At 58.3% G+C, this 26,944-nt stretch carries 29 protein-coding genes; 12 read left to right on the plus strand and 17 right to left on the minus strand.

Annotated elements, in window-relative coordinates; all coding sequences use genetic code 11:
- Window positions 1–34: 34 nt before the first annotated feature.
- The 10 genes from hisC to NUW46_RS13620 all read right to left on the minus strand — a co-directional run bounded on the left by hisC (window position 35) and on the right by NUW46_RS13620 (window position 8,017).
- The gene (gene hisC, locus NUW46_RS13575) at window positions 35–1,087 is read right to left on the minus strand and encodes a histidinol-phosphate transaminase (RefSeq protein ID WP_418140364.1); all 1,053 of its coding nucleotides are present in this window, start codon (window positions 1,085–1,087) and stop codon (window positions 35–37) included.
- A gap of 161 nt (window positions 1,088–1,248) precedes the next feature.
- Window positions 1,249–2,553 (minus strand): histidinol dehydrogenase, encoded by a 1,305-nt coding sequence (gene hisD, locus NUW46_RS13580; protein ID WP_418140365.1) that lies wholly within the window; start codon window positions 2,551–2,553, stop codon window positions 1,249–1,251.
- 53 nt (window positions 2,554–2,606) lie between these two features.
- The gene (hisG, locus tag NUW46_RS13585; RefSeq protein WP_069183084.1) at window positions 2,607–3,248 is read right to left on the minus strand and encodes an ATP phosphoribosyltransferase; all 642 of its coding nucleotides are present in this window, start codon (window positions 3,246–3,248) and stop codon (window positions 2,607–2,609) included.
- Between the two features lie 40 nt (window positions 3,249–3,288).
- The gene (gene murA, locus NUW46_RS13590) at window positions 3,289–4,551 is read right to left on the minus strand and encodes a UDP-N-acetylglucosamine 1-carboxyvinyltransferase (protein ID WP_069183083.1); all 1,263 of its coding nucleotides are present in this window, start codon (window positions 4,549–4,551) and stop codon (window positions 3,289–3,291) included.
- A gap of 28 nt (window positions 4,552–4,579) precedes the next feature.
- Entirely contained in the window at window positions 4,580–4,822 is a 243-nt protein-coding gene (locus tag NUW46_RS13595) for a BolA family protein (protein WP_064228698.1), read from the minus strand.
- Window positions 4,823–4,926: 104 nt separating this feature from the next.
- The gene (locus NUW46_RS13600; protein ID WP_305966743.1) at window positions 4,927–5,259 is read right to left on the minus strand and encodes an STAS domain-containing protein; all 333 of its coding nucleotides are present in this window, start codon (window positions 5,257–5,259) and stop codon (window positions 4,927–4,929) included.
- Complete coding sequence (locus NUW46_RS13605) at window positions 5,256–5,909, minus strand: MlaC/ttg2D family ABC transporter substrate-binding protein (protein ID WP_418140366.1); 654 nt, start codon at window positions 5,907–5,909, stop codon at window positions 5,256–5,258. Before NUW46_RS13605 ends, NUW46_RS13600 begins: the two co-directional genes overlap by 4 nt.
- A 32-nt stretch (window positions 5,910–5,941) precedes the next feature.
- Window positions 5,942–6,391 (minus strand): outer membrane lipid asymmetry maintenance protein MlaD, encoded by a 450-nt coding sequence (gene mlaD, locus NUW46_RS13610; protein WP_069183080.1) that lies wholly within the window; start codon window positions 6,389–6,391, stop codon window positions 5,942–5,944.
- Between the two features lie 34 nt (window positions 6,392–6,425).
- Window positions 6,426–7,208 carry a lipid asymmetry maintenance ABC transporter permease subunit MlaE gene (gene mlaE, locus NUW46_RS13615; RefSeq protein WP_305966742.1) on the minus strand — a complete coding sequence of 261 codons (783 nt, stop codon included), beginning with the start codon at window positions 7,206–7,208 and terminating at the stop codon, window positions 6,426–6,428.
- Window positions 7,205–8,017, minus strand: coding sequence for an ABC transporter ATP-binding protein (locus NUW46_RS13620; protein WP_418140367.1), 813 nt, complete (start codon window positions 8,015–8,017; stop codon window positions 7,205–7,207). The genes mlaE and NUW46_RS13620 overlap by 4 nt, the downstream gene beginning before the upstream one ends.
- A 188-nt stretch (window positions 8,018–8,205) precedes the next feature.
- On the opposite strand from NUW46_RS13620, the gene NUW46_RS13625 reads away from it, so the two are divergent.
- From NUW46_RS13625 to yjgA, 12 genes are all read left to right on the plus strand, one after another.
- The gene (locus tag NUW46_RS13625) at window positions 8,206–9,186 is read left to right on the plus strand and encodes a KpsF/GutQ family sugar-phosphate isomerase (protein ID WP_305966740.1); all 981 of its coding nucleotides are present in this window, start codon (window positions 8,206–8,208) and stop codon (window positions 9,184–9,186) included.
- 22 nt (window positions 9,187–9,208) lie between these two features.
- Window positions 9,209–9,757, plus strand: coding sequence for a KdsC family phosphatase (locus NUW46_RS13630; protein ID WP_418140368.1), 549 nt, complete (start codon window positions 9,209–9,211; stop codon window positions 9,755–9,757).
- Window positions 9,754–10,338, plus strand: a complete 585-nt coding sequence (gene lptC / locus NUW46_RS13635) for an LPS export ABC transporter periplasmic protein LptC (protein ID WP_418140369.1) — start codon at window positions 9,754–9,756, stop codon at window positions 10,336–10,338. Before NUW46_RS13630 ends, lptC begins: the two co-directional genes overlap by 4 nt.
- Complete coding sequence (gene lptA, locus NUW46_RS13640) at window positions 10,322–10,888, plus strand: lipopolysaccharide transport periplasmic protein LptA (RefSeq protein WP_418140370.1); 567 nt, start codon at window positions 10,322–10,324, stop codon at window positions 10,886–10,888. Before lptC ends, lptA begins: the two co-directional genes overlap by 17 nt.
- A complete protein-coding gene (gene lptB / locus NUW46_RS13645) occupies window positions 10,866–11,591 on the plus strand; it encodes an LPS export ABC transporter ATP-binding protein (RefSeq protein ID WP_069183073.1) in 726 nt (241 codons plus the stop codon). Before lptA ends, lptB begins: the two co-directional genes overlap by 23 nt.
- Before the next feature lie 157 nt (window positions 11,592–11,748).
- Window positions 11,749–13,269, plus strand: a complete 1,521-nt coding sequence (locus NUW46_RS13650) for an RNA polymerase factor sigma-54 (protein WP_418140371.1) — start codon at window positions 11,749–11,751, stop codon at window positions 13,267–13,269.
- A gap of 100 nt (window positions 13,270–13,369) precedes the next feature.
- Window positions 13,370–13,678, plus strand: a complete 309-nt coding sequence (gene hpf, locus NUW46_RS13655) for a ribosome hibernation promoting factor (protein WP_008170154.1) — start codon at window positions 13,370–13,372, stop codon at window positions 13,676–13,678.
- Window positions 13,679–13,765: 87 nt separating this feature from the next.
- Window positions 13,766–14,236 carry a PTS IIA-like nitrogen regulatory protein PtsN gene (gene ptsN, locus NUW46_RS13660; RefSeq protein WP_069183072.1) on the plus strand — a complete coding sequence of 157 codons (471 nt, stop codon included), beginning with the start codon at window positions 13,766–13,768 and terminating at the stop codon, window positions 14,234–14,236.
- A 28-nt stretch (window positions 14,237–14,264) separates the two neighbouring features.
- On the plus strand, window positions 14,265–15,149 hold the full coding sequence (rapZ, locus tag NUW46_RS13665; protein ID WP_069183071.1) for an RNase adapter RapZ: 885 nt from the start codon (window positions 14,265–14,267) through the stop codon (window positions 15,147–15,149).
- Window positions 15,150–15,156: 7 nt separating this feature from the next.
- Window positions 15,157–15,426 carry an HPr family phosphocarrier protein gene (locus NUW46_RS13670; protein WP_069183070.1) on the plus strand — a complete coding sequence of 90 codons (270 nt, stop codon included), beginning with the start codon at window positions 15,157–15,159 and terminating at the stop codon, window positions 15,424–15,426.
- 9 nt (window positions 15,427–15,435) lie between these two features.
- Complete coding sequence (mgtE, locus tag NUW46_RS13675; protein WP_069183069.1) at window positions 15,436–16,797, plus strand: magnesium transporter; 1,362 nt, start codon at window positions 15,436–15,438, stop codon at window positions 16,795–16,797.
- A gap of 15 nt (window positions 16,798–16,812) precedes the next feature.
- On the plus strand, window positions 16,813–17,340 hold the full coding sequence (yjgA, locus tag NUW46_RS13680) for a ribosome biogenesis factor YjgA (protein ID WP_418140372.1): 528 nt from the start codon (window positions 16,813–16,815) through the stop codon (window positions 17,338–17,340).
- A gap of 43 nt (window positions 17,341–17,383) precedes the next feature.
- On the opposite strand, the gene NUW46_RS13685 is transcribed toward yjgA, so the two are convergent.
- The 7 genes from NUW46_RS13685 to NUW46_RS13715 all read right to left on the minus strand — a co-directional run bounded on the left by NUW46_RS13685 (window position 17,384) and on the right by NUW46_RS13715 (window position 26,584).
- Window positions 17,384–18,229: a carbon-nitrogen hydrolase family protein gene (locus NUW46_RS13685; protein ID WP_136630254.1), complete on the minus strand. Its 846-nt coding sequence runs from the start codon at window positions 18,227–18,229 to the stop codon at window positions 17,384–17,386.
- A 30-nt stretch (window positions 18,230–18,259) separates the two neighbouring features.
- On the minus strand, window positions 18,260–22,015 hold the full coding sequence (locus tag NUW46_RS13690; protein WP_418140374.1) for a YhdP family protein: 3,756 nt from the start codon (window positions 22,013–22,015) through the stop codon (window positions 18,260–18,262).
- A gap of 40 nt (window positions 22,016–22,055) precedes the next feature.
- Window positions 22,056–23,537, minus strand: coding sequence for a ribonuclease G (rng, locus tag NUW46_RS13695; RefSeq protein ID WP_136630255.1), 1,482 nt, complete (start codon window positions 23,535–23,537; stop codon window positions 22,056–22,058).
- Window positions 23,534–24,139: a Maf family protein gene (locus NUW46_RS13700; protein ID WP_418140375.1), complete on the minus strand. Its 606-nt coding sequence runs from the start codon at window positions 24,137–24,139 to the stop codon at window positions 23,534–23,536. Before NUW46_RS13700 ends, rng begins: the two co-directional genes overlap by 4 nt.
- Before the next feature lie 2 nt (window positions 24,140–24,141).
- Complete coding sequence (gene mreD / locus NUW46_RS13705) at window positions 24,142–24,618, minus strand: rod shape-determining protein MreD (RefSeq protein WP_069183063.1); 477 nt, start codon at window positions 24,616–24,618, stop codon at window positions 24,142–24,144.
- Complete coding sequence (gene mreC, locus NUW46_RS13710) at window positions 24,618–25,451, minus strand: rod shape-determining protein MreC (protein ID WP_418142043.1); 834 nt, start codon at window positions 25,449–25,451, stop codon at window positions 24,618–24,620. Before mreC ends, mreD begins: the two co-directional genes overlap by 1 nt.
- 92 nt (window positions 25,452–25,543) lie before the next feature.
- On the minus strand, window positions 25,544–26,584 hold the full coding sequence (locus NUW46_RS13715) for a rod shape-determining protein (protein ID WP_008170134.1): 1,041 nt from the start codon (window positions 26,582–26,584) through the stop codon (window positions 25,544–25,546).
- Between the last annotated feature and the right edge of the window lie 360 nt (window positions 26,585–26,944).

Genomic DNA, 26,944 nt, shown 5'->3' on the forward strand with positions numbered 1-26,944 from the left:
GCATCGGCCTCGCTCTACCCGCCAACTAAGCAGGCTAGAGGGACCGGAGCCCCCCGATCAAGGCATCGTTCTGCTCAACAGTGCCAATGGTAATGCGCAGGAATTCGCTGATTCGAGGCTTATTGAAGTGCCGGACGATAATACCCTGCTCCCTCAGGCCTTTGGCCAAAACCTCACCAGGCTGCTCTTTGTGACGGGCAAAGATGAAGTTTGCCTTGGAGGGTAACACCTCGAATCCAAGATCTTCGAGGGCAGCCGTTACGCGCTCGCGCTCGGAGATCACGCCATCACAGCACTTCCGGAACCAGGCTTCATCCTCGTAGGCCGCTTTTGCACCAGCCAGGGCCAGGCGGTCCAGGGGGTAGCTGTTGAAGCTGTTCTTGACCCGGTTCAATGCCTCGATGAGGTCCGGGTGGCCAACGGCGAAACCTACCCGCAGGCCGGCAAGAGACCGTGCCTTGGAAAGGGTCTGGGAAACCAGCAGGTTCGGATACTTGTCGACAAGAGTGATGGCGGTCTCGCCACCGAAATCAATGTAGGCCTCATCCACAACGACAACGCGATCCGGGTTGGCAGCCAGGATTTCTTCCACATGCTGCAACCCAAGATACATTCCGGTTGGCGCATTGGGATTCGGGAAGATCACACCGCCATTGGGTTGCTTGAAATCATCCGGGTTGATTTCAAAATTTTCGGTCAGTGGGATCTTTTTACTCTCGATGTTATAGAGGCCGCAGTACACCGGATAGAAGCTGTAGGTAATGTCCGGGAACAGGATCGGTTCGCCGTGCTGGAACAGGCCAAAGAAGATGTGTGCCAGGACTTCGTCCGAGCCATTACCCAGGAAGATCTGCTCCGGCTTTACCTTATGGTACGCCGCAATGGTCTGACGCAGGCTTTCGCCTTCCGGATCCGGATAGAGGCGCAGGCTGTCGTTCAGTTCGGCCTGGATGGCTTCGATGACTTTTGGTGAGGGGCCGAAAGGGTTTTCGTTGGTGTTCAGCTTCACCAGGTTGGCCATTTTTGGCTGCTCGCCTGGGACATATGGAACCAGGTCGTTTACCAGGGGGCTCCAGAATTTGCTCATCGATTATGCACTCCATTTGGTGCAGACGGGCAACGGGCAGGTCACTCTCCGAGAACCGCTACGAGCACATCCATGTGCGCTTGGCGTCGGCCATCCATGGCCGCCGACATTCTCGGAGAGTGACCTGCCCGCCGCCCTGCATACATAGGGGGTGAAGTCTTTTAATCCTTAATACGGTATTCCGCCGACCGGGCGTGAGCGGTTAAGCCCTCGCCACGGGCCAGAACCGAGGCCACACGCCCCATACGATCTGCACCGGCAGCGCTGAAGCCGATAATGGAGGACCGTTTCTGGAAGTCGTAGACACCCAGGGGCGAGGAGAACCGAGCTGTGCCGCTGGTAGGCAGCACGTGGTTCGGCCCGGCGCAGTAGTCGCCCAGGGCTTCTGCGGTGTAACGGCCCATGAAGATAGCGCCGGCGTGACGGATGTCTTCCAGCATGGCTTCGGGGTCTTCAACCGACAGCTCCAGGTGCTCCGGGGCGATCCGGTTGGACACTTCGGCGGCTTGTTTCAGGTCGGCGACCTGGATCAGCGCGGCGCGGTCCGTCATGGAGGTGCGAATGATGTCAGCACGGTCCATGGTTGGCAGCAGTTTGTTGATGCTGGCTTCGACGGCATCCAGAAATTCCGCATCCGGGCTGATCAGGATGGACTGAGCCTGTTCGTCGTGTTCTGCCTGGGAGAACAAGTCCATGGCAATCCAGTCGGGATCGGTTTTGCCGTCGCTGATCACAAGGATTTCCGAGGGGCCGGCAATCATGTCGATGCCGACGACGCCAAAAACTTCGCGCTTGGCGGTGGCGACGAAAATGTTGCCGGGGCCGACGATTTTATCCACTGCCGGGATCGTTTCCGTGCCATAGGCCAGCGCGCCGACGGCCTGGGCGCCACCAACGGTAAACACGCGGTCAACACCGGCAATCGCTGCGGAAGCCAGGACCATGTCATTCACCACGCCATCCGGTGTCGGAACAACCATCACCACTTCACTGACGCCAGCAACCTTGGCAGGAATAGCATTCATCAGCACCGAGGACGGATAGGCGGCTTTGCCACCGGGCACGTACAGGCCCGCCCGATCCAGCGGCGTTACCTTCTGGCCGAGCACGGTTCCGTCCTCGTCTTCATACTGCCAGGACTTCTGGTTCTGGCGCTCGTGATAATCACGGATGCGCTCAGCGGCTTTTTCCAGTGCCCCGCGCTGATCCTGCGGAATCGCTTCGAGTGCCTGCTGCAAACGGTCCTGACTCATTTCCAGCTCGGCAACGGACCCAATCTTCAGGCGATCGAACTTTTCGGTAAATTCCAGAACCGCCTGGTCGCCACGGGTTTTCACCTCATGCAAGATATGACGCACCGACTCGTTCACCTGATGATCAACGCTGTCGTCCCAGGCCAGCAGTTTGGCCAACGCATCGTTAAAGTCACTTTGGGAAGCGTTCAATCGGGTGATCTTGGCGGTCATAACTCAAATCCTGTCTGGGATTAACGACTAACTGACTCTGCCCGGCTCTGGCACTAAGCCCGGCGTTTATCCACGGCTGCGGACATCTTCTCGATTATGGGGTTAATACGCTCGTGTTTCATCTTCATGGACGCGCGATTAACCACCAGACGGCTGCTGATATGCTCAATCAGCTCACGGGCTTCGAGGCCATTCGCCTTCAGCGTGTTGCCGGTATCCACAATATCGACGATCTCGTCGGCCAGACCAAGAATCGGAGCCAGCTCCATGGCGCCATACAGCTTGATGATGTCTGCCTGGCGACCCTGGGCCGAATAATATCGGCGGGCCAGATTGACGAATTTCGTGGCCACCTTGATACGACCGGATGGCGGAGTCTGATTTTTCGGACCGGCGGTCATCAGGCGGCAACGGGAAATATTCAGATCCAGAGGCTCATACAGCCCTTCCCCACCGTGCTCCATCAGCACGTCCTTGCCAGTCACGCCAAGATCCGCACCGCCGTACTGAACATAGGTCGGCACATCCGTGGCGCGGATGATCAACACCCGGACATTCGGGTCCGTTGTCGGGAACACCAGTTTGCGGGACTTTTTGACGTCGTCGATCAGCTCGATGCCTGCCTCTGCGAGAAGAGGCAGGGTTTCTTCCAGGATTCGTCCCTTCGACAAGGCGATGGTGATGGAATCTGTCATGGATTCTTCCGGTTTCCCGTATTGTCTGGATGGATAGCTTTTACGCTGGCAAACGGCGAATGGTGGCGCCCAGCAATTGCAGTTTCTCTTCGATACACTCGTAACCGCGGTCGATGTGGTAAATGCGGTCAACAATGGTATCGCCGTCAGCCATCAGCCCAGCGATAACCAGGCTGGCCGAGGCCCTCAGATCCGTCGCCATGACCGGCGCGCCGGTAAGGTGATCCACGCCCTTGATGATGGCCGCGTTGCCTTCCAGCGTGATGTCCGCGCCCATCCGGATCAGCTCCTGCAGGTGCATGAACCGGTTTTCGAATACGGTTTCCACAATGGTGCCGGTACCTTCGGCCACCGCGTTCATTGCAGCAAACTGAGCCTGCATGTCCGTGGGAAAGGCCGGATAAGGCGCTGTACGCAGGCTCACCGCTTTCGGGCGATTGCCTTTCATGTCCAGCTCGATCCAGTCCGGACCAGTGTTGATGTGGGCGCCGGCCTCTTCCAGCTTGAGCACCACTGCTTCCAGCAGGTCTTCCCGGGTATCCTTCAACTTCACACGACCGCCGGTTGCGGCGGCAGCCACCAGGTAGGTACCGGTTTCAACCCGGTCTGGCAGAACGTTGTAATGACAACCGTGCAAACGCTCGACACCGTTGATTTCAATGGTGGCAGTACCGTGACCTTTGATGTCTGCGCCCATGGCAATCAGACACTCGGCAAGGTCGACAACCTCCGGCTCGCGGGCCGCGTTTTCCAGGATGGTTTTTCCGTCTGCCAGGGCCGCGGCCATCATCAGGTTCTCGGTGCCGGTTACCGTGACGGTATCCAGGAAAATATGGGCGCCCTTCAGACGACCGTTGGTCTTGGCCTTGATGTAGCCATTCTCGACCTTGATCTCTGCGCCCATCATTTCAAGGCCGTGGATGTGCAGGTTTACCGGACGGCTACCGATGGCACAGCCGCCGGGCAGGGATACTTCTGCCTCGCCGAAGTGGGCAACAAGGGGGCCCAGCACCAGGATGGAGGCGCGCATGGTTTTCACCAGCTCGTACGGCGCATGGAAGTGTTTGATGGTGTTGGCGTGAATTTCCACGCTCATTTTCTCATCAATGATCACTTCAACGCCCATACGACCGAGAAGCTCGATCATGGTGGTCACGTCGTGCAGGTGCGGCAGGTTGCCGACGGTCACCGGCTCGTCCGCCAGCAGGGTTGCTGCCAGTATGGGCAGTGCGGCGTTCTTTGCACCGGAAATCCGGATCTCACCATCAAGAGGCTTTCGGCCCCTGATCAGAAGTTTATCCACAATAATTATCCTGTTTTGTCCGGGCCGCTCAGCCCTGGCGCTCGGCCCATTCGGCCGGAGTAAAGGCTTTCGGATGAAGTGCGTGAATCGAACCATCCATGATCTGCTGGAACAGCGCCTTGTTGATCAGCTGCTGGCGCTTGATAGTCGGCAGGCCTTCGAAGACATCACCCACCACAACGACCAGATAATGGGTACCATCAACCTGTACCTGAACTTCGCAGCCGGGCAATGCTTCCTTGACCAGCTCGGTGACTTGGGTGGCATCCATAGAAAATCCTCGGGTGTTTTGAAATCAGGGGCGAGATTGTAACCAATTCCGGCGCTCGGGTCAGCTTTACCGTCTTGTAAACAGAGGGCCCGAGACCGGAAAATTCAGTGGGGTGCCTGGGACGTTTCCGGGCGAAAACCCGTAAGCTGGTCATCCAGGTTGCTCAGGGCCGCCAGAGAGGCCAGTCGACTACTGACACCCCGGAATGACAGGCTAATACCGGCTTGATGCGCCAGGCGCTGCCAGCAGAGCAGCATAGAGAGCACCACACTGTGGGCGGTGACCAGTCCATCGAGGTCGATAACCAGATCCCCGGATACCGAGCGGATCAGTTTCTCGCCTTCGTTCCGCAGGCTTACCACCGTGTCCGGAGTAACCTCTCCAGACACAATCAGCGCTTCATCGGAAAGCTGAACCCGAGGCACACCTGCCGTCATGAGTTGTCCACTTCCCGCTCCAGGTTCAGCGATTCAACGGCATCGCTCCAGCCGTCAATCACCACCTGAATCTGGCCGCGGTTTTCCTCCATTTCCTGGCTGAACCGATCCCTGAAGGCCAGACCGATGTTCACGCCTTCAACGATTACGTTTTCCATTAACCACTTGCCTTCGGAGTTCCTGTACATCGAATAGGTCACCGGGTAACGGTTTCCGGACGCACTGATAACCTCCATCTGAACAGAGGCGCGGTCGTCGCTCTGCGGGTTAATGGTCGCTTCTTTAACCTGGATCTCGAAATCTTCGGCATTGACCAGCGCCTGCGCGTAGCTGTCAAACAGGCTGCGCTTGAACTTGACCACAAATTCGTCCCTCTGCTCGGGCGTGGTCTGCCGGGCGTAGCGCCCCATCACTCGCGCAGCAATACGGCGGAAGTCCACAAAATCTGTCAACGCCTTGTCCATACTCTCGTAGAACGCTTCCGGATCTCGCTCGTACAACCCCCGCTCTTCATTGAGCTTTTCCACGAGCCGCTGGGTGTTTTCATCCACATAGTTCCGGAGATCCTCCGCGTCACCAGCGTGAGCCGGCATAACGAGAACCAGAGCCATCAGAAGGCCAAGTAGAATGTGGTGTTTCAGTGCAAACATCAGGATCTCCTGTTAAATCTTTCCGGCCCGAGTCAGCGGCCCGATGCAAAGTTGCTGATCAATCGCTCCAGGTTCATGGCCGACTGCGTCGAATAGAAGGTATCGCCTTCCTTCAGCGAGTCCATCTCGGCACCTATAGATATATCAATGTACTGTTCACCAAGCAGGCCGGATGTACGTATAACTGCGGAACTGTCGGAGGGGATATTGTCGACGTCCGAGTGAATCGACATTTCCACCCGCGCCTGAAATGTCTCTTTGTTCAGGCTAATGGATTCAATGGTGCCCACGGTCACCCCTGCCATGGAGACTCGCCCTCGTGGAGTAAGCCCGCCGGTATCGTTGAAATTGGCGTAGATCGTGTAAGTGCTGTCGGCCGACTTCGGCGACAGTCCGCTCACCTGCAATGCGAGGAAAAGCAGCGCCGCGCAGCCTGCGATCATGAACAGCCCAACGATGATTTCAGTGGTTCTCTGTGCCATTTCCGGCTCCGGTATTCTCTCGTTAATCGATGATTCAGAAATCGCCAAACATCACAGCGGTCAGCACAAAATCCAGCCCCAGCACGGCCAGCGAGGAGTACACCACGGTTTTGGTGGTCGCCGAACTGATACCTGCCGAGGTCGGCACGCAGTCATAACCCTGATAAACCGCGATCCAGGCGCAGACAAAGCCGAAAACAACGCTTTTAATGACGCCGTTCAGGACGTCATCAACAAAATCCACCGACGACTGCATGTTGCCCCAGAAGGAGCCTTCAAACACGCCTAGCCAGTCTACACCCACCAGCATCCCGCCCCAGATGCCGACCACCGAGAAAATCACGGCAAGCACCGGCATGGCGATAAACCCGGCCCAGAGCCGGGGCGCAATGACGCGCCGCAGCGGGTCCACGCCCATCATTTCCATGCTGGACAGTTGCTCAGTGGCTTTCATCAGACCGATCTCAGCTGTCAGCGCCGAACCCGCCCGGCCCGCAAACAACAGCGCAGTCACAACAGGCCCGAGTTCACGCACCAGAGTCAATGCAATCATCTGACCGATGGCTGCCTCAGACCCATAATCGCTCAGGATCGTGTACCCCTGCAGCCCCAGCACCATGCCGATAAACAGTCCGGACACCACAATGATGGCCAGGGACAGCACACCAACAGCGTAAAGCTGTTTGAGCAGGAGCGGGAAACCGGTGGCCGGCCTGGGCACCCCGCCCAGAACGCCCGCCAGGAAACGACCGGATCGGCCGAATGAGGAGACAATATCAAGACCGAGACGACCGAAGGCCGCTATTCTGTCGATCAAGAGACACCCCCGGACAATCCGAAGTCCTGAGCGGCGCCATCCGCCGGGTAATGGAACGGCACGGGGCCGTCCGGCTGCCCCTGGAGGAACTGCTGCACCTGCCCTGAAGGATGCGCCCGCAACTCTTCCGGCGTACCTTCACCGATCACCTTGCCGTCCGAGATGATGCAGGCGTAATGGCAGATGCTCAGGGACTCGGGCACGTCGTGGGAGACCAGTACGCTGGTCAGCCCCATGGAACCGTTCAGATCGCGGATCAGCTTGACCAGAACGCCCATGGCAATCGGGTCCTGGCCCGCAAATGGCTCGTCGTACATGATCAACTCCGGATCCAGGGCAATGCTTCGGGCCAGAGCCACGCGGCGGGTCATGCCTCCGGACAATTCCGAGGGCATCAACTGGCGGGCACCACGCAACCCAACGGCTTCCAGCTTCATCAGGACGATGTCGCGAATCATGTCTTCCGGAAGTTTTGTATGAACCCGGAGCGGGAAGGCGACGTTCTCGAACACGCTCAGATCCGTGAACAGTGCCCCGCTCTGAAACAGCATGCCCATCTTTTCGCGGAGGCTGTAGAGGGCCTTACGCTTGAGCTTCGGGACCTCATGACCATCCACCACAATACTGCCGGAATCCGGCTTGAGCTGACCACCAATGAGGCGCAACAGTGTGGTTTTACCGGTTCCGCTGGGCCCCATGATCGCGGTAATCTTTCCGCGCGGAATGTCCAGGCTGACACCGTCGAAGATACGGCGCCCGGAGCGGGAGAACACGACATCCTTGAGCGATATGTAAGCCGGCGAATTCATAGTCCTTACCTTTCAAAGAGGGGCTACATTATGCCAAGGAGCGTTCAAGCTCAATCCAAACAGCCCAAAATGTACTGATAGCAATGATCAGTTTGACTGAACTTTCGGTAAGCGGGCATCGTTGCCGGGTGAAAATGGTATACTCTGCCCAACATTTTCAATGTCCCGACAGCCAGGCCCAAAGCCCGATGACCGAACCGACACCCAACGATTTCCGATCCTCTGCCATACGCGCCATCCGCATCGAGCGCGACGCCATTGATGCCCTTGAGAACCGGATCGACGACCAGTTCACCCGGGCCTGCGACGTCATTATGAACTGCAAGGGCCGTGTGGTGGTGACCGGCATGGGAAAATCCGGCCACATCGGCAACAAGATTGCGGCCACCTTGGCCAGTACCGGCACGCCCTCTTTTTTCGTGCACCCCGGCGAGGCAAGCCACGGCGACATGGGCATGATCACCCCTCAGGATGTGGTGATTGCGATCTCCAACAGTGGCAGCACCAGCGAGGTGGTCACCATTCTGCCGCTGATCAAACGCATGGGTGCCCCCCTGATCAGCATGACAGGCAATGCCAGCTCCATCCTGGCCCGGGAAGCCGTCGCCAACCTGGACGTCAGCGTGATGGTGGAAGCCTGCCCCCTGGGCCTTGCCCCCACCTCCTCGACAACGGCCACCCTGGTCATGGGCGACGCTCTTGCAGTTGCCCTGCTCGAAGCTCGCGGCTTCAGTGCCGAGGATTTTGCCTTCTCGCACCCCGGCGGCAGCTTGGGGCGCCGGCTTCTGCTCCGCGTATCCGATATCATGCACACAGGTGACCAGATTCCGGTCGTCAACGAGAGCACACTTCTCAGTGGCGCACTCCTTGAAATCTCCCGCAAGGGGCTTGGCATGACCACCGTCGTCAATCAGGAGGGCACCCTCACCGGAATTTTTACCGACGGCGACCTGCGCCGGACCCTGGATCGGTCGGTGGATATTCATAATACCCCCATCAACGAGGTGATGACCCGGAATGGCAAAACCATCCAGGCCGATCATCTTGCGGCGGAAGCGCTCAATATCATGGAGGAAATGAAGATCAACGCCCTGCCGGTGACGGACGACGCAGGTGCTCTGGTTGGCGCCATCAACATGCATGACCTGCTGCGGGCCGGCGTAATCTAAGGGCTATGGGGAGCTATGTGATATGACGCACCAATGGCCGAACTCCTTGCTTACAAAAGCTGCCAGAATCCGACTGATTGCCCTCGATGTCGACGGCATTATGAGCGATGGCAAGCTTTACTTCAGCGCCAACGACGATGAACTGAAGGCATTCAACATCCTCGACGGCCTGGGGTTGAAACAGCTTATGGCAGCCGGCATTACCGTCGCTGTTATTACCGGCCGGCAGTCGCCGCTGACTGAGAAACGGATGCGCGATCTTGGCATACCTCACCTTATGCAGGGGCGCGAAGATAAGAAAGTGGCCCTGCAGGAGCTTGTCAGCACCATGGACATTGGTCCGGAAGCCATCGCCTATATGGGCGACGATTTGCCAGATCTGCCGGCGCTAAGATTCGCCGGGCTCGGCATCACCGTACCCAACGGTTACTGGCTGGTGCAGCAACATGCGGACTACTGCACCCACGCTCGAGGCGGAGAAGGTGCGGTGCGGGAAGCCTGCGATCTGCTGCTTACCGCCCACGGCAAGCTTGATTCTACACTGGCACCCTATCTGGAGCCCGAGGCGTGAACTGGCTCCCGGACCGGCCCTGGCTGCGAACCCTGGCGCTGGCTGGCACCGTGGTGGCAGCCGTCTTTTTGCTCTGGCAAAGCGATGAGCCGCCGGTCATCGATGATGAGGCAGCGGCGCTGAGGGGCGATGCCGAGCCAGACGGCTTCGTGGTAAATGGTCGGTACACTTCCTTCGACGAATCAGGGAACCTGAAGATCCGGTTCTCCAGCCCTCGCATCGAACAGTTCGAGGAAGGCAACCTTGCCACCATGGACTCTCCCCGTGCCGAACTCTATGGCGGCGACGGCGCCCTACCCTGGATTGTTGAAGCCGAGAATGGCAGCCTGCTACAGAACCAGAATCTGGTGTACCTGACGGACAATGTCCGGATTCAGCGCACGATTGGAAAACGGGACGCCACCCTGACAACATCAACCCTGACCCTGGATAACGACCGGGGCATGGTATATACAGATGCACCCGTAGAAATACGCGACGTTTCCGGTATTACCCGGGCCACGGGCATGAAAGCGTGGATAGACGAGCGGATTCTGGAACTGAACTCCCAGGTGGAAGGACGCTATGAAACCGGAAACTAACCGATACCGGCGCCTGCTGGTTGCCCTGCTGACAGCCGCGATGATCGGCCCGGCGGCCGCTTTCGACCTTGATTCCGACACCCCCATCAAGGTTACCGCAGACAATGCACGCCTCGACGATGGTCAGGGCATTGCCACCTACACCGGGGATGTAGAACTTGAGCAGGGCAACACCCGGCTGAACGCGGATCGGGTAGTCTTATATCGCTCCGAGGTCGGGCTGAGCCGGATCGAGGCCTCCGGCACCCCGGCCAGATACCGGCAGCCGGCACGAGAGGGCGAAGGAGAAACCGACGCACGCGCCCTGAACATTACCTGGTCAGCCACCGACAGTCGGCTGACCTTTGAACGCGAAGCAGTCATCGAGCAGAATGGCAACCTGTTCCGCGGCGACGTCATTCATTATGATACCGCCGGCCGGGTAGTGACCGCTGAAGGCGGCGCAGACACGGGCGAAGGCAGCGGCCGGGTAGAGATGGTGATTCAGCCACGCAGCGCCGACAGACGCACTGACAGACAGGAAACCGATGGCAGTTCTGAGAGCCAGTAACCTGGCAAAGAGTTACAAGCAGAAAAAAGTGGTGATCGACGTTTCCCTGGAAATTCGCAGTGGGGAGATAGTGGGACTGCTTGGCCCCAACGGCGCCGGGAAAACCACCTGCTTCTACATGATCGTCGGTCTGGTCCCTGCCGATCGTGGCCGCATCACCATCGACAGCCGGGATATTACGCCACTGCCGATGCACGGACGCGCCCAGCAAGGCATCGGTTACCTGCCCCAGGAAGCCTCGGTGTTCCGCAAGTTGTCGGTACGCGACAACATCATGGCGATCCTCGAAACCCGTCGGGGGCTGGGCAAAGCGGATCGAGAGAAAAAGCTCGAGGAGTTGTTGGAAGAATTCCACATAACCCATATCCGGGACAGCGTTGGCATGGCCCTGTCGGGAGGGGAACGGCGACGGGTGGAAATTGCCCGGGCGCTGGCCATGGAACCGGCCTTCATACTTCTGGATGAACCCTTCGCCGGTGTCGACCCGATATCCGTAAGCGACATCAAGCACATCATCCGGCATCTGCGTGACAAGGGTATTGGCGTTCTGATTACCGATCACAACGTGCGAGAGACCCTGGACATCTGCGAGAACGCCTACATTGTCTCCGGAGGCCACATCATCGCCTCCGGCAATGCCGATGCGATTTTGGCCAACCAGCAAGTCAAGGAAGTCTACCTGGGCGATGAATTCAGGCTGTGACACCGAAAGGCTCATTGTTTTGATGACCTGTAGCAAGTAAACTCGGCAAAGAACTTGCTAGGGTAAAATAAAACGACGGCAAGTAACCGGCATATATAGAATTTTTCACGACTTATGACACAAAGCGCTGATGAGTGACGGATCCTGAACCATGGTTATGAAAGCCTCCTTACAGTTAAAGCTGGGTCAGAGCCTGACCATGACGCCCCAGCTGCAACAGGCGATCCGGCTTCTCCAGCTCTCCACCCTCGACCTCCAACAGGAAATCCAGCAGGCACTGGAATCCAACCCCATGCTGGAGACATCCGAGGACGATGATCAGGCTGACGCAACCGCCGAGAACGACGAGCGCGAGACTAGCGAGAAAGAATCCGCGGCCGAGTCAGCGCCGGAACCTTCGAGCGACTGGGACGAATCAGAGAATGGCCCGGATTGGTCCTCCGAAAACGACATTCCGGACAACATTCCGGACGACCTGCCGGTAGACACCGCCTGGGACGACATCTACCAGTCCGCGCCCGCGCCGGCCGCCCGCAACGACGACGAGAACGATCACGATTTCGAGACCCGCAACTCGCCCACCGAAACACTTCAGGATCACCTGGAATGGCAGCTCAATCTGACCCCGCTGAGTGAACGGGACCAGGCCATTGCCCATGCCCTGATGGACGCTGTGGATGAGCGCGGCTATCTCACCAGCCCTCTGGAAGAAATCCACGCCGGACTGCTGGATGAGAACGAGGAAGACCCTCTGGAACTGGATGAAGTGGAAGCCGTCTTGCACCGCCTCCAGCACTTTGATCCGCCAGGGGTGTTTGCCCGGGATCTGCAGGAATGCCTGCTGATCCAGCTCAACCAGCTACCACCCGAGACGCCCTGGCTGGCCCAGGCGCGACTGGTGATTACCCACTACATCAATCTGCTGGGCAACCGTGACTACGCCCAGTTGCTGCGGCGCAGCCGTCTGAAAGAAGACCAGTTGCGAGAGGTTCTGGCTCTGATCACCGGCCTTAACCCGCGGCCGGGCGACGTGATTGATCGCGCCGAACCCGACTATGTCATTCCGGACGTTATCGTTCGCAAGCACAATGGCCGCTGGCGTGTTGAGCTGAATCCGGAAATTGCCCCGCGCATTCGGGTGAATGCCAGCTATGCTTCACTTATAAGGCGTGCGGACAGCAGTGCCGACAACACCTTCCTGCGTGATCAGTTGCAGGAGGCCAAGTGGTTTATCAAGAGCCTGCAAAGCCGCAATGAGACCCTGTTGAAAGTGGCGACCCGTATTGTCGAACACCAGCAGGGATTCCTGGATCACGGCGAGGAAGCCATGAAGCCGCTGATTCTTTCAGACATCGCCCAGGCGGTAGAAATGCATGAATCGACGATTTCACGGGTAACCACCCAGAAATACATGCATACCCCAAGGGGCATTTTCGAGTTGAAATATTTCTTCTCCAGCCACGTCAGCACTGACGAGGGCGGCGAATGCTCCTCCACGGCCATCCGGGCGATGATCAAGAAGCTGATTGCCGCGGAAACGCCCAAAAAGCCGTTGAGCGACAGTAAAATTGCAGCCATGCTAGGAGAACAGGGAATCAAGGTTGCGCGACGCACCGTTGCAAAGTACCGGGAGGCCATGCACATTCCGCCGTCCAACGAGCGCAAGCGGCTGGTCTGAATACCCCGGTGCGGGGCGCAACACCGTATTCGCCGGCGCACAATGCGCCAGCACCCAGACCGGCTCCCGGGAGCCGGCACGATGACAACAGGAGACGCCTATGCAACTCAATATTTCAGGCCATCACGTAGAACTGACTCCCGCACTGAAAGATTACGTTTCAGAGAAGTTCGAAAAGCTCGAGCGTCACTTCGACCACATCAGTAACTGCCAGGTGACCCTGGAAGTGGAAAAGGTGCGCCAGATTGCGGAAGCCACGTTGCACGTGGTTGGTGGTGAGATTCACGCAAAGGCAGAAAACGAGGACATGTACGCAGCCATCGATGCCCTGATCGATAAACTGGACCGCCAGATCCTCAAGCACAAGGAAAAGAATGTAGACCGGATGCACGGAAACGGCTCTCGCTAACTGGCTGTTTTCATGCAAGTCATCTAATCGAGCTGCGACATGAACAACGTGTCGCAGCCTTTTTTTTAACGGAAACGCAGTCGATCCATGAGCGACACATCCCTGACCATAGACACTATTCTTGTTCCGGAGCTCACCCTCTGCAGGGTACCTGCGTCCAGCAAGAAACGGGCCCTGGAGTTTATTGCCGAGCAAATAAACCACCAGGACAATACGCTCAGCGAGACCCAGCTCTTCAACAACCTCATTTCCCGTGAGCGTCTGGGCAGTACCGGCATTGGCCAGGGGATCGCCATTCCCCACTGTCGCCTGGAGGGCCTTGATCACGTGGTGGGCGTGCTGATGACGCTCGAAGAAAGCGTTGAATTCGATGCCATCGACAATCAGCCGGTGGATCTGATTTTTGCCCTGATCGTCCCGAAAGAGGCAACCAGCGAACACCTGGAGCTGCTCAGCCAACTGGCAGAGAAGTTCAATGAGCGGTCGTTCTGTGATCGCCTCCGGCAATGTGAGGACGCCGGCACGCTGTACCAGCGCATGACCGCCTCAGGCGGCTGATTTTCATTGCAGTGGAGGTGATTTGGTCATGAAGCTGATTATCGTCAGTGGCAGGTCCGGTTCGGGTAAAAGTACCGCGCTTCATGTGCTGGAGGACCTCGGGTTCTACTGCATCGACAATCTTCCCATTGGCTTGCTTTTTCCTCTCACCCGGGAAGCCGCGAGCCAGACCAAGCCCGGCCGGCTCGGCAAGATGGCGGTCAGCATTGATGCGCGCAACCTTTCCGGCGAGCTCGCCAATTTCGAGGAAATTTACCGGCGCCTCCAGGAGACCGGGGTTACCGTTGAAATTATCTTCCTTGATGCCGACGAGCAGTCACTTCTCCAGCGTTTCCACGCCACCCGCAGAAAACACCCGCTGAGTGACGACAAGACCTCCCTCAGGGAAGCCATTACCAGCGAGAAGAAGCTGCTTGAACCACTTTCCAAGCTTTCCGACCTGTATGTGAACACCACCGGTATGTCGATGTACGAACTTCGGGATATGGTGAAGCAGAGAGTTGTTGGCCGGAAGGATCAGGAGCTGGCACTGCTGTTCCAGTCGTTTGGCTTCAAGCACGGAGTACCGCTGGATTCCGACTATGTTTTCGATGTCCGCTGTTTGCCCAACCCTTACTGGGATACCAGTCTGCGGAAGTACGTGGGCACGGATCAGCCGGTTATCGAATTTCTGGAAAAGGAACCGGCGAGCCGGAAGATGATCGACGACCTGAAGGCCTTCCTGGATACCTGGCTGCCCTCCTTCGCAGACAGCAACCGCAGCTATATGACGATTTCCATTGGCTGTACCGGCGGCCAGCACCGTTCAGTGTATGTTTGCGAGCAGTTGGGCGACTACTTCCGGCAGCGCTACAGCAATGTGCAGGTACGCCATACCGAACTGCCACACCTTCAGACCCGGGAAGAGATCTGATCGAACCATGATTCGCCGCCCGATTACCATCATCAACAAGCTGGGTTTGCACGCGCGCGCCACGGCCAAACTCGTTAACACGGCATCCAGATTCGACAGCAGTGTGCGGATTAGTGGCAAGGGCCGGGATGTAGACGCAAAAAACATCATGCAGGTGATGATGCTGGCCGCCAGCAAAGGGACCGATGTGGAGCTTATTGCCGATGGTCCGGATGAAGAGCAGGCCATAGAGGCCCTGGCCGAACTGATCAACGATTATTTCGGCGAAGGTGAGTAAAATAGACACATGACCGATATTCTGGAAAAAAGCCAGGCCCGCCAGCGCCTTCGTTCACTGAGCGAGGCCCTGGACAGTGGCGCACTGAAACAGGTTGCCCGCATCCTGAACGGTGGCCTGAGCCCCAGTGATATTGCCCATCTGCTCGAATCCTCTCCGCCCCGCCAGCGTGCCCTGCTCTGGAACCTGGTAGACAAAGAGCTGGAGGGCGAGGTTCTCCAGTATCTCAGCGATGATATCCGGGGTTACTTCCTGAGCCAGTTGAACGCCCAGGAACTGGCCGACATCATCGAGGATTTCGAATCCGACGACCTGGCGGACCTGCTGCAGCAGCTGCCGGATACGGTCATCCAGGAAGTCCTGGAGACCATGGACGAGCAGGACCGGCAACGGGTTGAGGAAGTGCTCTCCTACCCGGAGGACACCGCCGGCGGCTTGATGAATACGGACACCATCACGGTGCGTCCGGACATCAGTATTGACGTTGTACTCCGCTACCTTCGCCGACACCGCAACCTTCCCCCCATGACCGACAGTCTGATCGTGGTGAGCCGGAGGGATGATTTCATTGGCATGCTGCCGATTACCAAGATGCTGGTATCCAACCCCGCCTCCACCGTGCGGGAAGTGATGGATACCGACATCGAGCCGATTCCCGTAAGCCTCTCCGACACCAAGGTAGCGACATTGTTTGAACGCTACGATCTGATCTCGGCGCCGGTGGTGAACGAGGAAGGCCGGCTTCTGGGCCGCATCACCATCGACGACGTGGTAGACGTTATCCGGGAGGACGCTGACCACTCCCTGATGAGCATGGCCGGTCTGGACGAGGACGAGGACACCTTCGCGCCGGTGTGGAAGACATCGCGCCGCCGCGCCGTCTGGCTGGGAATCAACCTGATCACCGCCCTGATTGCATCGGCGGTGATCGGTTTATTCGAGGAAACCATCGCCAAGGTAGTCGCTCTGGCGGTGCTGATGCCTATCGTCGCGAGCATGGGCGGCATTGCCGGCAGCCAGACCCTCACCCTCGTCATCCGCGGCATGGCGGTCGGGCAGATCAGCGGTGCCAATGTAAAATGGTTGCTGAACCGGGAATTCCTGTCGGGCATCCTGAATGGAATGCTGTGGGCCGCCGTTGTTGCCGGCGCCGCCATGCTCTGGTTCCAGGATTTGCTGATAGGAGCCATTATCGCTGCCGCGCTGGTGATCAATCTGGTTGCAGCTGCCCTCGTCGGCACGGTCCTGCCACTGTTTCTCAAATCCCGCAACATCGACCCGGCCCTGGCAGGCAGCGTGATTCTCACGACCGTTACGGACGTGGTCGGTTTTATGGCGTTTCTCGGCCTTGCGACGATTTTCTATGCTTAAACGGATGTCGGATTTATGAAAGATCACCAAGACAACGACGCGCCAGAATACGACGGTCCCAGCAAATCCCAGTTGAAACGGGAGATGCATGCCCTGCAGGATCTTGGCAAGCGGATGCTCGATCTGAGCAATGATCAGCTGGAAACGCTGCCGATCAGCGACACACTTCGTGCCGCCATCGAAGAATCCCGGCGCATCCGCCAGAACGAGGCGAAACGGCGGCATCTGCAATACATCGGCAAGGTGATTCGCCAAGAAGATGATCCCGAGACCCTGGCAAAAGCCATTGATGCCTTCGACGCCGGTAGCGAAGAGCACACCCGCCGGCATCACCTGGCGGAGCGCTGGCGGGATCGAATGATCTCGGAAGGGGACTCGGTTGTTGGGGAATTCTTCAGCTATTGCCCCAGCGCCGACATGCAGCATCTGCGCAACCTTGCCCGCAACGCCCGCAAGGATGTAGAGAAGCAAAAGAACACCGGCCAGGCCCGAAAACTCTTCCGGTACCTTCGGGAATGCATCGACGACGCTGAGGCGATGTGAACCTGTGAAGTCAGGGGCAGATGACGGTTCATCTGCCCTGCTTTCAGCCTTTGAGCCGACGGTGCTCCCACACTGGCATCCGGGTGCGCAGGTTGGCCACCTGATCCAGGTCCAGCTCGGCGGCAACCAGTCCCGGGCCTTCACCCATTTCCGTCACCACCCGCCCCCAGGGATCACAGATCAGGCTGTGGCCATAGGTGCGCCGGCGCTCGCTGTTCTGACCACCCTGGCCCGGCGCCACTACCCATACCTGGTTTTCGATAGCCCGCGCCCGGATCAACGGATACCAGTGAGCATCACCCGTCTGCCAGGTAAAAGCGCTCGGCAGGCAAATCCAGTCCACATTCTGCTCACGCAACAGCCGGAACAGCTCCGGGAAGCGCAGGTCGTAACAGATCGCCAGCCCCAGCTTCCCGGCGGGCGTGTCCACGGTCACCACCTGCTCGCCGGGCTCGAAGGTGTCGGATTCCCGATACTGGCCATGGGCGTCTTCGACCATGGCGTCGAACAGGTGGATCTTGTCGTAGCGGGCAACTTCCCGGCCCTGATCGTCAAACACCAGGCAGGTCGCCCGAACCCGATCTTCGATCTCAGAACCATCCGGTCGCTTGGCCACAGGCATTGATCCGCCCACGATCCAGATTCCGAGCTTTCGGGCCTGCTCCGCCAGAAATGCTCTGATTACGGGCTCAGGGCCGGCTTCCTGACGGCCACAATCGATCATCTGAGACGTGGCCAGAACTGCAAAATTCTCTGGCAGCACCGCGACAGAAGCCCCCTCTGCGGCGGCCTCCTTCAACAGCTTTTGCGCTTCAGCCAGGTTGGCCTCGATATCATGGCCGCTGACCATCTGTATGGCCGCAACCCGGTTGGAAACACGCTTGCTCATAACTGCCTCCGCTATTGCCGAACAGAAAACTCATTCACCGGTATCGAAGACCCGCTGCAGATCCACCTCCGGCTCATCCCATGTACCGGTCACACTGTAGGTTGCGCTGGTCAGCCTGCTCAGAGGATCGCCCAGAATCTTGTCCAGTACAAACAGAGCGCCGCCAATCGGCGCTCCTGCCCCCATAAGCAAAGCGGCCAGGGGTAAGTTCTGGGTCAGAGGTAACACAACCACAAGTCGCATATCCAGATCTTCGCTGGCCATATTGGTGGTACCACTGAGCTTGAAAGCGCCCGATGGGCCCACAATCTGAAGTTCCGGATCCATGGTCAGCAATCCGTTGATAATTTGCGCCTTCCCCGAGATCGCGTCAAAGGCCACGCCCCGCTCATACAGATCAGAGAAGTCGAGCTTCAGCCGGCGCCAGAGTGTGTCGGAGTTCAGCAGATTGAAGACACGGAACAGTTGAGCTGTGTTGTTTCGTTCAAGGATGACCCCCTCATCCAGTCGCAGGCTTACGGAACCGCTGAGTTCGGGTATGGAGAACTCATCCGGGCGGCCGGGCCAGTCCAGGTCCAGCTCGATGTTCGTGCCCTCGTTGGTAACCGGCATTTCGGCATTCAACAATTCATTCAGGTCCGACAGGGCACCACCGGTTATCGAGCCTTTGAACCGGCTGGTTTCACGGTCTCCGACGATGCTCCAGGTCATATCTCCCAGCAGGGTCAGGGAGTTGAGGCGACCCTCGATGTCGTTCACCTGTAGCCGGAAAGGCTCAGGGCGAAGCCGGAAGGCCCACTGCCCCAGGGATTCTTCATTCAGCCGAAGTTCAGCGATCGACACATCGATATCTGGCCAACTGCCCATATCCAGCGCCCGGAAGGCTTCCAGCTGTTCTTCCAGCGTTAATAATTCTTCGGACTCCTCACGGGGGGTCTCGCTACGGACGAGCCGTAGCACCTGAAAATCAGCCTTCACTGTCTCGCCGCTCGTCGGAATCACCAACCGGCCTTCGGCGCGTCGGGAACTGGTGTTGACCACCCAGCGGTCATCAAGGTCGAGCGCATTGATCTCGATATCGCTCAGGACCTCTGGGCCAAGATAGAGCCGCCCCAGGCGCAGATCAAACCCGGTTTCTTTCCACAACAGATCGAACGTAGCCCGGTTTTCCCAATCACCGGTAATGCCGAGACCGCCGGAAGCGGATGGATTGATCGTGGCCCGCAGCGGTGCGGCCTCACTCGCTGTTTTTGACAGCGGCTCCGGCCAGTCCACTGACAGTCCCTCTAGACTGGAGCGAACGCGAATTCCGGATGTTGACTGGGCTCCTACATCCAGTTCGGCGCTGTAGGCAACTTTACCCTGCAGACCAAACCCGGAGTCCGTTGACAGCCCGGCTTTGGCGAACACTTCCGGTACCCGGAGAGAGCCGGACTGGCGAATGCTGAGTGCATTGCCGGCGCGGGCCTTGCTGAAGGCGATGGTTACCGGCTCGCCGAAAAACTCTGCAGCCAGGGGGCCACCCGAGAATCCATCTTCACTGTGATAGGTCAGCGCGCCACGAACCGATTGCCATTCCAGCCCGGCGGCCGGATAGGACACCGCGCCCTCCTCGACGTCAATACTCGCTTCAACCACGGGCACCTGGTCCGAGCCCAGCGGCAGATCAATGCCCAGATCCAGCTGATACTGACCGCGGTACTGAAGCTTTTGAGCCTCCGTCCCTGCCATATCACCCAACGGACTGTTTTCCATCCAGTAACTAACCGACTCGCCCGGCACCCGAGCCGAGGCATCCACCCTTATTCGGGTACCTTGATCAGAGGGAATAACCCGGACTGTTCCGGAAGCCAGATCCAAGCCTCCGGTTCGCCCTTCCTCCAGACGGACCAAGGTATCACCATTATGAACCCTGACATTGCCCCGGGCGCCTGTGACTACTGGCCAGGCGTCATCGTAACGAACGGACGCCTGGTCAAACTCATAGATCATGGACGTCACAAAGGACCCTTTCGGAGCATCCGAGCCTATCTGGCCATGGCCGAAGAAGGTTCCCGAGGTGATATCGGCCTCAAGGATCGCCGTGGTAAGCCAGTCATACAGTCCCTGATTGACCGCTTTGACCGGAACAAAGTCTGCCAGCATCCCGGCATTGCCGTTTTTCACCGAAACCTTGAGACCAAGGTTGTCCTCGCCTTCGCGATCCATCCTCAGGTCAAAAGCACCGTCGAGTTCTGTGGCTTCGCCATAACGCATTCGAACGCCGTCTGAAAAGACCCGGGTAATGGCACCATCCAGCTGCCAGGCCACGTCCCCCTCAATTTCCGGGAAGGACCAGGCGCCACCGAAAAGCTGGGGAAACTCGAGAGAGACAGGAGACTGCCCCGCCGCAATCCGGACATAGCCCTTTTGCCTGTCGAGAAAGATCTCACCGTTGGCGGAGGTGATGCCGGGTGCGCCGCCGTGGGCCCTCACGCTGACCTCGCGCAAACGTGCCGAGAGCTCGAAATCCTCCGGTGCGCCATCGGGGAAGAAGATTTTCAGTTGATCAAGGAAACCGCCCGGGCGATAGTTTCCCAGAGCACGGAGCGCGCGCTCCGGGAGTATCGGAAGCCTGGCCGCAAGGCGGCGGGTGGGCGCGAGTGGCAGGGCATCGGCGATCACGGACATGCCGCCATCCGACGGCGCCAGCCTCAGGCTGAAGGGGGAAACCACGTCACCATCCCAGGTCCACTGGAGCTGCTTCAGGTGCCACTCCCCGAGTGCGAAGGCGCCGGTTTCGACCAGGGTTTCATCGGTCATCACGCTATCGTGGCGACGCCAGCCGAATCTGGCCTGGATATCCTCCAGGGGCGCCAGGGATTCGTACCCGACACCCAGTTGCAGGTAGGGTGTTCGAACGGTTCCGGTCACCTGTTGCAGCAGGCCGTTGCGGAACGTGAGCCAGGCCTCGCCACCAAGATCGAACCCTTCCACCCGGAGCGTCCGCCACTGGTATTCGTCGATCAGCCCATCGAACAGCCGACCGGAATCCACATCAATGTACAGCTGACCGGTAAAATCCCCCCGAAAAAAGTGCCTGCCTACCAGGGCAAAACTGGCCAGCTGCTGGGTGGTTCCGGACTGCATGGCGCGGCCAGAGGCATGGAACAAGCCACGGCGATAATCAAGGTCCAGTTGGGGAATGTCCAGGTGCCGAGGATTGCCCTGATTATCGCGGATGCCCAGATTGACACGGGTAATCTTCACATAGGGATCGGACAGCCAGTTGCCGGCAAGCTCCAGCCACTCCTGCAACTGGTTGCTCACTGGTTCCGGTATGTCCGCCCCCCTCACAGCGACGTCACCACCCCGTTCCTGGTTGACGGTCAGCTCAAGACCGTCTGCCTGGAAGTCCTCAAAGACGATCCTCAGGCGGGTCAGCGAGGCGAGCGCATCAAAACGGATGTTCAGATGCTGGAGATTCGCTACAACGACGCCGGTATCAGGGTGACTGATCTGAATGTCCCGAGCGGTGAATGCAGGATCCAGCCAGTACCACTGGGAGTAAAGACCGCCGATGCTGACATCATGGCCCAGTCGATTGGACAACTCCTGTGCCAGATCATCGCGAAAGCTGTCCACATTCTGGGTTAGCTGGCGCCCAAGCCCGGCGTACAGTGCCAGGAGCACAAGCAGAGCCAACAGCATCCACCAGATCAGACTGGCCAGCCGCGCCAATAGCCGCACTGGAGGGCTCTCGGGCAGGTTCTCCGGAAGCGGCGGTTCGTGATCAGCGGAGGACATCCAGGCCCCTTAACCCGGTAACCGGCGCGGTTTCCCGGGTTCAGAGCAGAACCACATCATACTGCTCCTGGCTGTAGAACGGCTCCACCTGGAACCGAATGGTCTTGCTGATGAAAGTCTCCAGATCGGCGACGTTGTCAGACTCCTCATCCAGCAGGCGGTCCACCACGCTCTGGGAGGCCATCACCAGATAGCTTTCGGCATCGTAGGCACGATTGACCCGGAGAATTTCCCGGAAAACTTCATAACACACGGTTTCGGTGGTCTTCAGGAAACCGCGTCCGTCACAGATCGGACAGGGTTCGCAAAGCACCTGGCCCAGGCTCTCGGTGGTGCGCTTGCGGGTCATTTCCACCAGGCCCAGCTCGGACACCCCGGTAATCTTGGTCTTGGCGTGATCCCGTTCCAACATCTTTTCCAGCATCCGGTGCACCTGGCGCTGATGCTCGGGATCTTCCATGTCGATGAAATCGATGATGATGATACCGCCCAGGTTCCGCAGCCGCAGCTGGCGGCTGATCGCCCGGGCTGCTTCCAGATTGGTCTTGAAGATGGTCTCTTCCAGGTTACGGTGCCCCACGAACGCGCCGGTGTTGATATCGATGGTGGTCATGGCCTCGGTCTGGTCGATGATCACATAACCGCCGGACTTGAGCTGGACCTTTCGGCTCAGGGCTTTCTGGATTTCGTCTTCCACCGAGTAGAGATCAAAGATGGGCCGCTCGCCCGGGTAGTACTCTACCTTGTCGGCAAATTCCGTAACGAACTCTTCGACAAACTCCATCACCCTCTGGTGGCTCTCGCGGCTGTCGATGCGAACCTTTTCAGTCTGCGGTCGGATCAGGTCACGGATGGTGCGAATAAACAGCGGCAGATCCTGGTATACAACGGCCGGGGCCTGAACCCGGGCAATTCGCTCGTGTATGGACTGGCTCAACCGGTGCAGATAGGCCATATCGCCAATCAGGTCCTCAGGCGAGGCCGCTTCTGCAGCCGTCCGGATGATATAACCACCCTGAACGTCCTGATCTGCCGCTGCCGCCTCCTCGACGAGGGTTTTCAGGCGCGCTCGCTCGGCATCATCCTCAATGCGCTGCGAAATGCCAACGTGACTGACGCCGGGCATGAACACCAGATACCTTGAAGGGATTGAAAGCTGGGTGGTCAGACGGGCGCCCTTGGTACCAATCGGGTCCTTGGTAACCTGAACCACCAGGGACTGGCCCTCCCGGAGCAGGCTGCGGATATCCGGGACGGTCTTGGGGGTGTCGGCAGGCTCATCGCCATTGGACTGACTCGGAACCACATCGGAGGCATGGATAAATGCAGCCCGTTCCAGACCAATATCGACGAACGCGGCTTCCATGCCCGGTAAAACCCGCACCACTTTGCCCTTGTAGATGTTCCCGACAATGCCTTTCCTGCTGGTGCGCTCTATGTAGGCCTCCTGCAGCATGCCGTTTTCAACCAGGGCCACCCGCGTTTCCACCGGGGTGACGTTGATAAGAATCTCTTCACTCATAATGTTTGGCTCTCCAGACTGCGCGGCCAGTTTTTCCAGACCGGGTAACCGGCACCAGCCAACAACGCGGCGGTTTCCTGCAGCGGCAGGCCAACCACGGCACTGTAGCTACCCCGGAGCTCATTAACAAAAATACCACCAAGGCCCTGAATTCCATAACTTCCGGCCTTGTCCATGGGTTCGCCGCTGGCCACGTAAGCATCAATCTCTTCGGAGGAGAGATCCCGGAAACAGACTTCCGTTGTGACCAGAACGGATTGGCATTGCCCATCGTTGGCCAGCGCAACGGCAGTCATCACCTGATGCGTGGCGCCGGAGAGGCGGGCCAGGGTTTCCCGGGCTTCCGCCGCGTCTGTGGGCTTACCAAGGATTCTTCCATCGAGCACCACTGAAGTGTCCGACCCCAGAACCAGGCATTGCGGCGCGGATTCGGCCACAGCCAGCGCCTTCTCCCGGGCTAAACGTTCCACATAATGTTGCGGCGTTTCATCGACTTCCGCTGTTTCGTCGATGTCCGCCGGACGAACCGAAAATTTCAGGCCGATTTGCTGCAACAGCTCCGCCCGGCGCGGCGAAGCCGAAGCAAGAATGATGGATGGCATGGCTAACCCAGTTTGCGGTTAATGTTGTCCAGCAGGATACAGAATACCGGCCACACCAGGGCACTGGTCAGGGCCGGCCAAAGGTAGCTGAACCCGGCGTCATCGGCCCCCAGCAGCTGCTTCACGAAATGCACCAGCATCTGATTGATGCCCAGCAACAGGAACACCATCAGGCACTGCTGGGGCATCGGATACATGCGCAGACGTTGATGGATGGTAAGCACCAGAAAGGCGATCAGCGCCATGGCCATGGCATTGACGCCAAGGGGAGTGGCTTCGAGCACATCCAGCAACAAGCCCAGACACCAGGCCAGGAGGATTCCGAACTGGGCCGGAGCCCGGAATGTCCAATAGAACACCACCAGCCCCAGCCACTCCGGGCGGAACTCGAACCAACCCACAGGAAACAGGGAAATACTGAACACCAGTGCAACAACCACGGAGAGCGCGAAAACCGGATAGCTGATTACGGATAACATCAGTCCTCCCCTCCCTGGTTGCCGTCATTCTCGGCGTTAGCGGCAGTCTCACCCTCGACCACCTCGACTTCGATCGGAGAGGCGTTCTCCGGCGGGAATACCACCAGTACAAGACGGCTCTGGTTCAGCTGCGCCTTGGGCGACGCTTCGATGGAAACAAACGGTTCGCCCGGTTCCTTGGAAATACGGCTGACTTCCGCAACCGGGTACCCCCTCGGAAAACGTCCGCCAAGCCCGGAACTGACCAGCAGATCGCCCTCACGGATATCGGCCGTGTCCGGCACATGAACGAGATCCAGGGTATCGGTATCACCGGTGCCCAGCAGGATTGCGCGCAGGCCGTTGCGCACTACCTCCACGGGCACCGCGTGGCTGCTGTCAGAAACCAGCAGAACGCGAGAGGTGATCTGACTACTCTGCACCACCTGCCCCATCAGACCATGAGCATCCAGGATTGCCTGGCCCGGCGACAAGCCGTCGCTACGGCCCTTGTTGATGATGATTTCGTGGGAGAAGGGATCCGGGGAAACGCCGACAACCTCACCGACAATCACCCGATCATCCAGAACTTCGGAAGAGTTCATCAGGCGGCGCAGCTCGTTGTTCTCCGACGCAAGCGCGGCGTATTTCAGGGCGCGACGTTCAAGGATCAGCAATCGGGCGCGGAGATCTTCGTTTTCTTCCTGCAGATCCTGTTTGTTTTCGAACAGCCCGGCGACCCAGTCGGTGAATTCGTAAGGCGCATTGCCCAGCCAGTACACAGGGGCCAGGCCGGTGGCGATGGTGCTTCGCACGGTTGAGAGCTTGTCGAAACGCGCATCGGCAACCACCAGGGCTGCCGATACGAGAAGAACAATGAGGAGTCTGAAACCGGGAACAGGCCCCTGGACAAAGATGGTTTTAATGGCGAGCCCTCCCCACAGGATTATCCCTCCTGGGAGAACATTCCGATGCCACCCCGATCAATCACTTCCAGCGCCTTGCCGCCACCACGGGCAACACAGGTCAGCGGGTCTTCAGCGATGATCACCGGCAGGCCGGTTTCTTCGCTGATCAGTTTGTCCAGCCCGCGCAGCAGAGCGCCGCCACCGGTCAGTACAATACCGCGCTCGGCAATATCGGAGGCCAGTTCAGGCGGAGACTGCTCAAGAGCACTTTTGACGGTCTGAACGATCTGCGCCAGGGATTCCTGCAGCGCGTCGAGAATTTCTTCGCTGTTGAGCGTGAATGCCCGGGGCACGCCCTCTGCAAGATTGCGACCGCGAACGTCGATCTCACGAATCTCGAGGCCTTCATAGGCGCAGCCGATTTCGTGCTTGATGCGCTCGGCGGTCGAATCGCCAATCAGGCTGCCGTAGTTGCGGCGCACGTAGGTTACGATGGCCTCGTCGAACTTGTCACCGCCAACCCGCACGGATTCGGCATAAACGATGCCGTTCAGGGAAATAATGGCGATCTCGGTGGTACCACCACCGATGTCGACGATCATGGAACCGCTGGCTTCCTCAACCGGAAGGCCGGCACCGATAGCAGCCGCCATGGGCTCTTCAATCAGGAAGACTTCCCGGGCACCAGCACCGAGGGCGGATTCGCGGATGGCCTTGCGCTCTACCTGGGTAGACTTGCTGGGCACACACACCAGCACTCTCGGGCTCGGGGTAATGAAGCTGTTCTCATGCACTTTATGAATAAAGTGCTGGAGCATTTTTTCGGTTACCACAAAATCTGCAATTACGCCGTCTTTCATGGGGCGAATGGCGGTAATGTTGCCCGGTGTACGGCCGAGCATGCGTTTGGCTTCGGCGCCTACCGCGGCGACCATTTTCTGGGAGTTGTTGGTGCGAATGGCCACTACCGAGGGCTCGTTCAGCACGATTCCGCGCTCACGCACGTAAATGAGGGTGTTGGCGGTGCCCAGGTCGATGGACAGATCGCTGGAGAAGATGCCTCGGAGTCTTTTAATCAACATTCGTGTAGTTTCAACCTGAGAGTTGCAGTCGCAAAGAAAAGATGCGGCAACTTTAGCAGTGAGCACCCCCGCAGGCAAGGCGCTAGCGGGCCTCACGCCTTACGGTTCACACATTTACCTTATGGGCTGGGGCCTCCCGCCATTGTTCGAATCTGTTACCATGTCGCTTTAATTTTTTGGCCTGGGTGGAGGGCCGCTCGAAGATTGCCTTTCAAAACACGCTACGAGCACATCCATGTGCGCTTGTTTCGGGCCATCCTTGGCCCTCTACAGTTTTGAAAGGCAATCTCCGACCGACCCCGAACTTCAATAGCGCCTTCAATATCTTAAGATTTATTACCGACATTTCATTTACCT

The sequence above is a fragment of the Marinobacter sp. MA genome (assembly GCF_048298425.1).
In the GTDB taxonomy this organism is placed as follows: domain Bacteria; phylum Pseudomonadota; class Gammaproteobacteria; order Pseudomonadales; family Oleiphilaceae; genus Marinobacter; species Marinobacter salsuginis.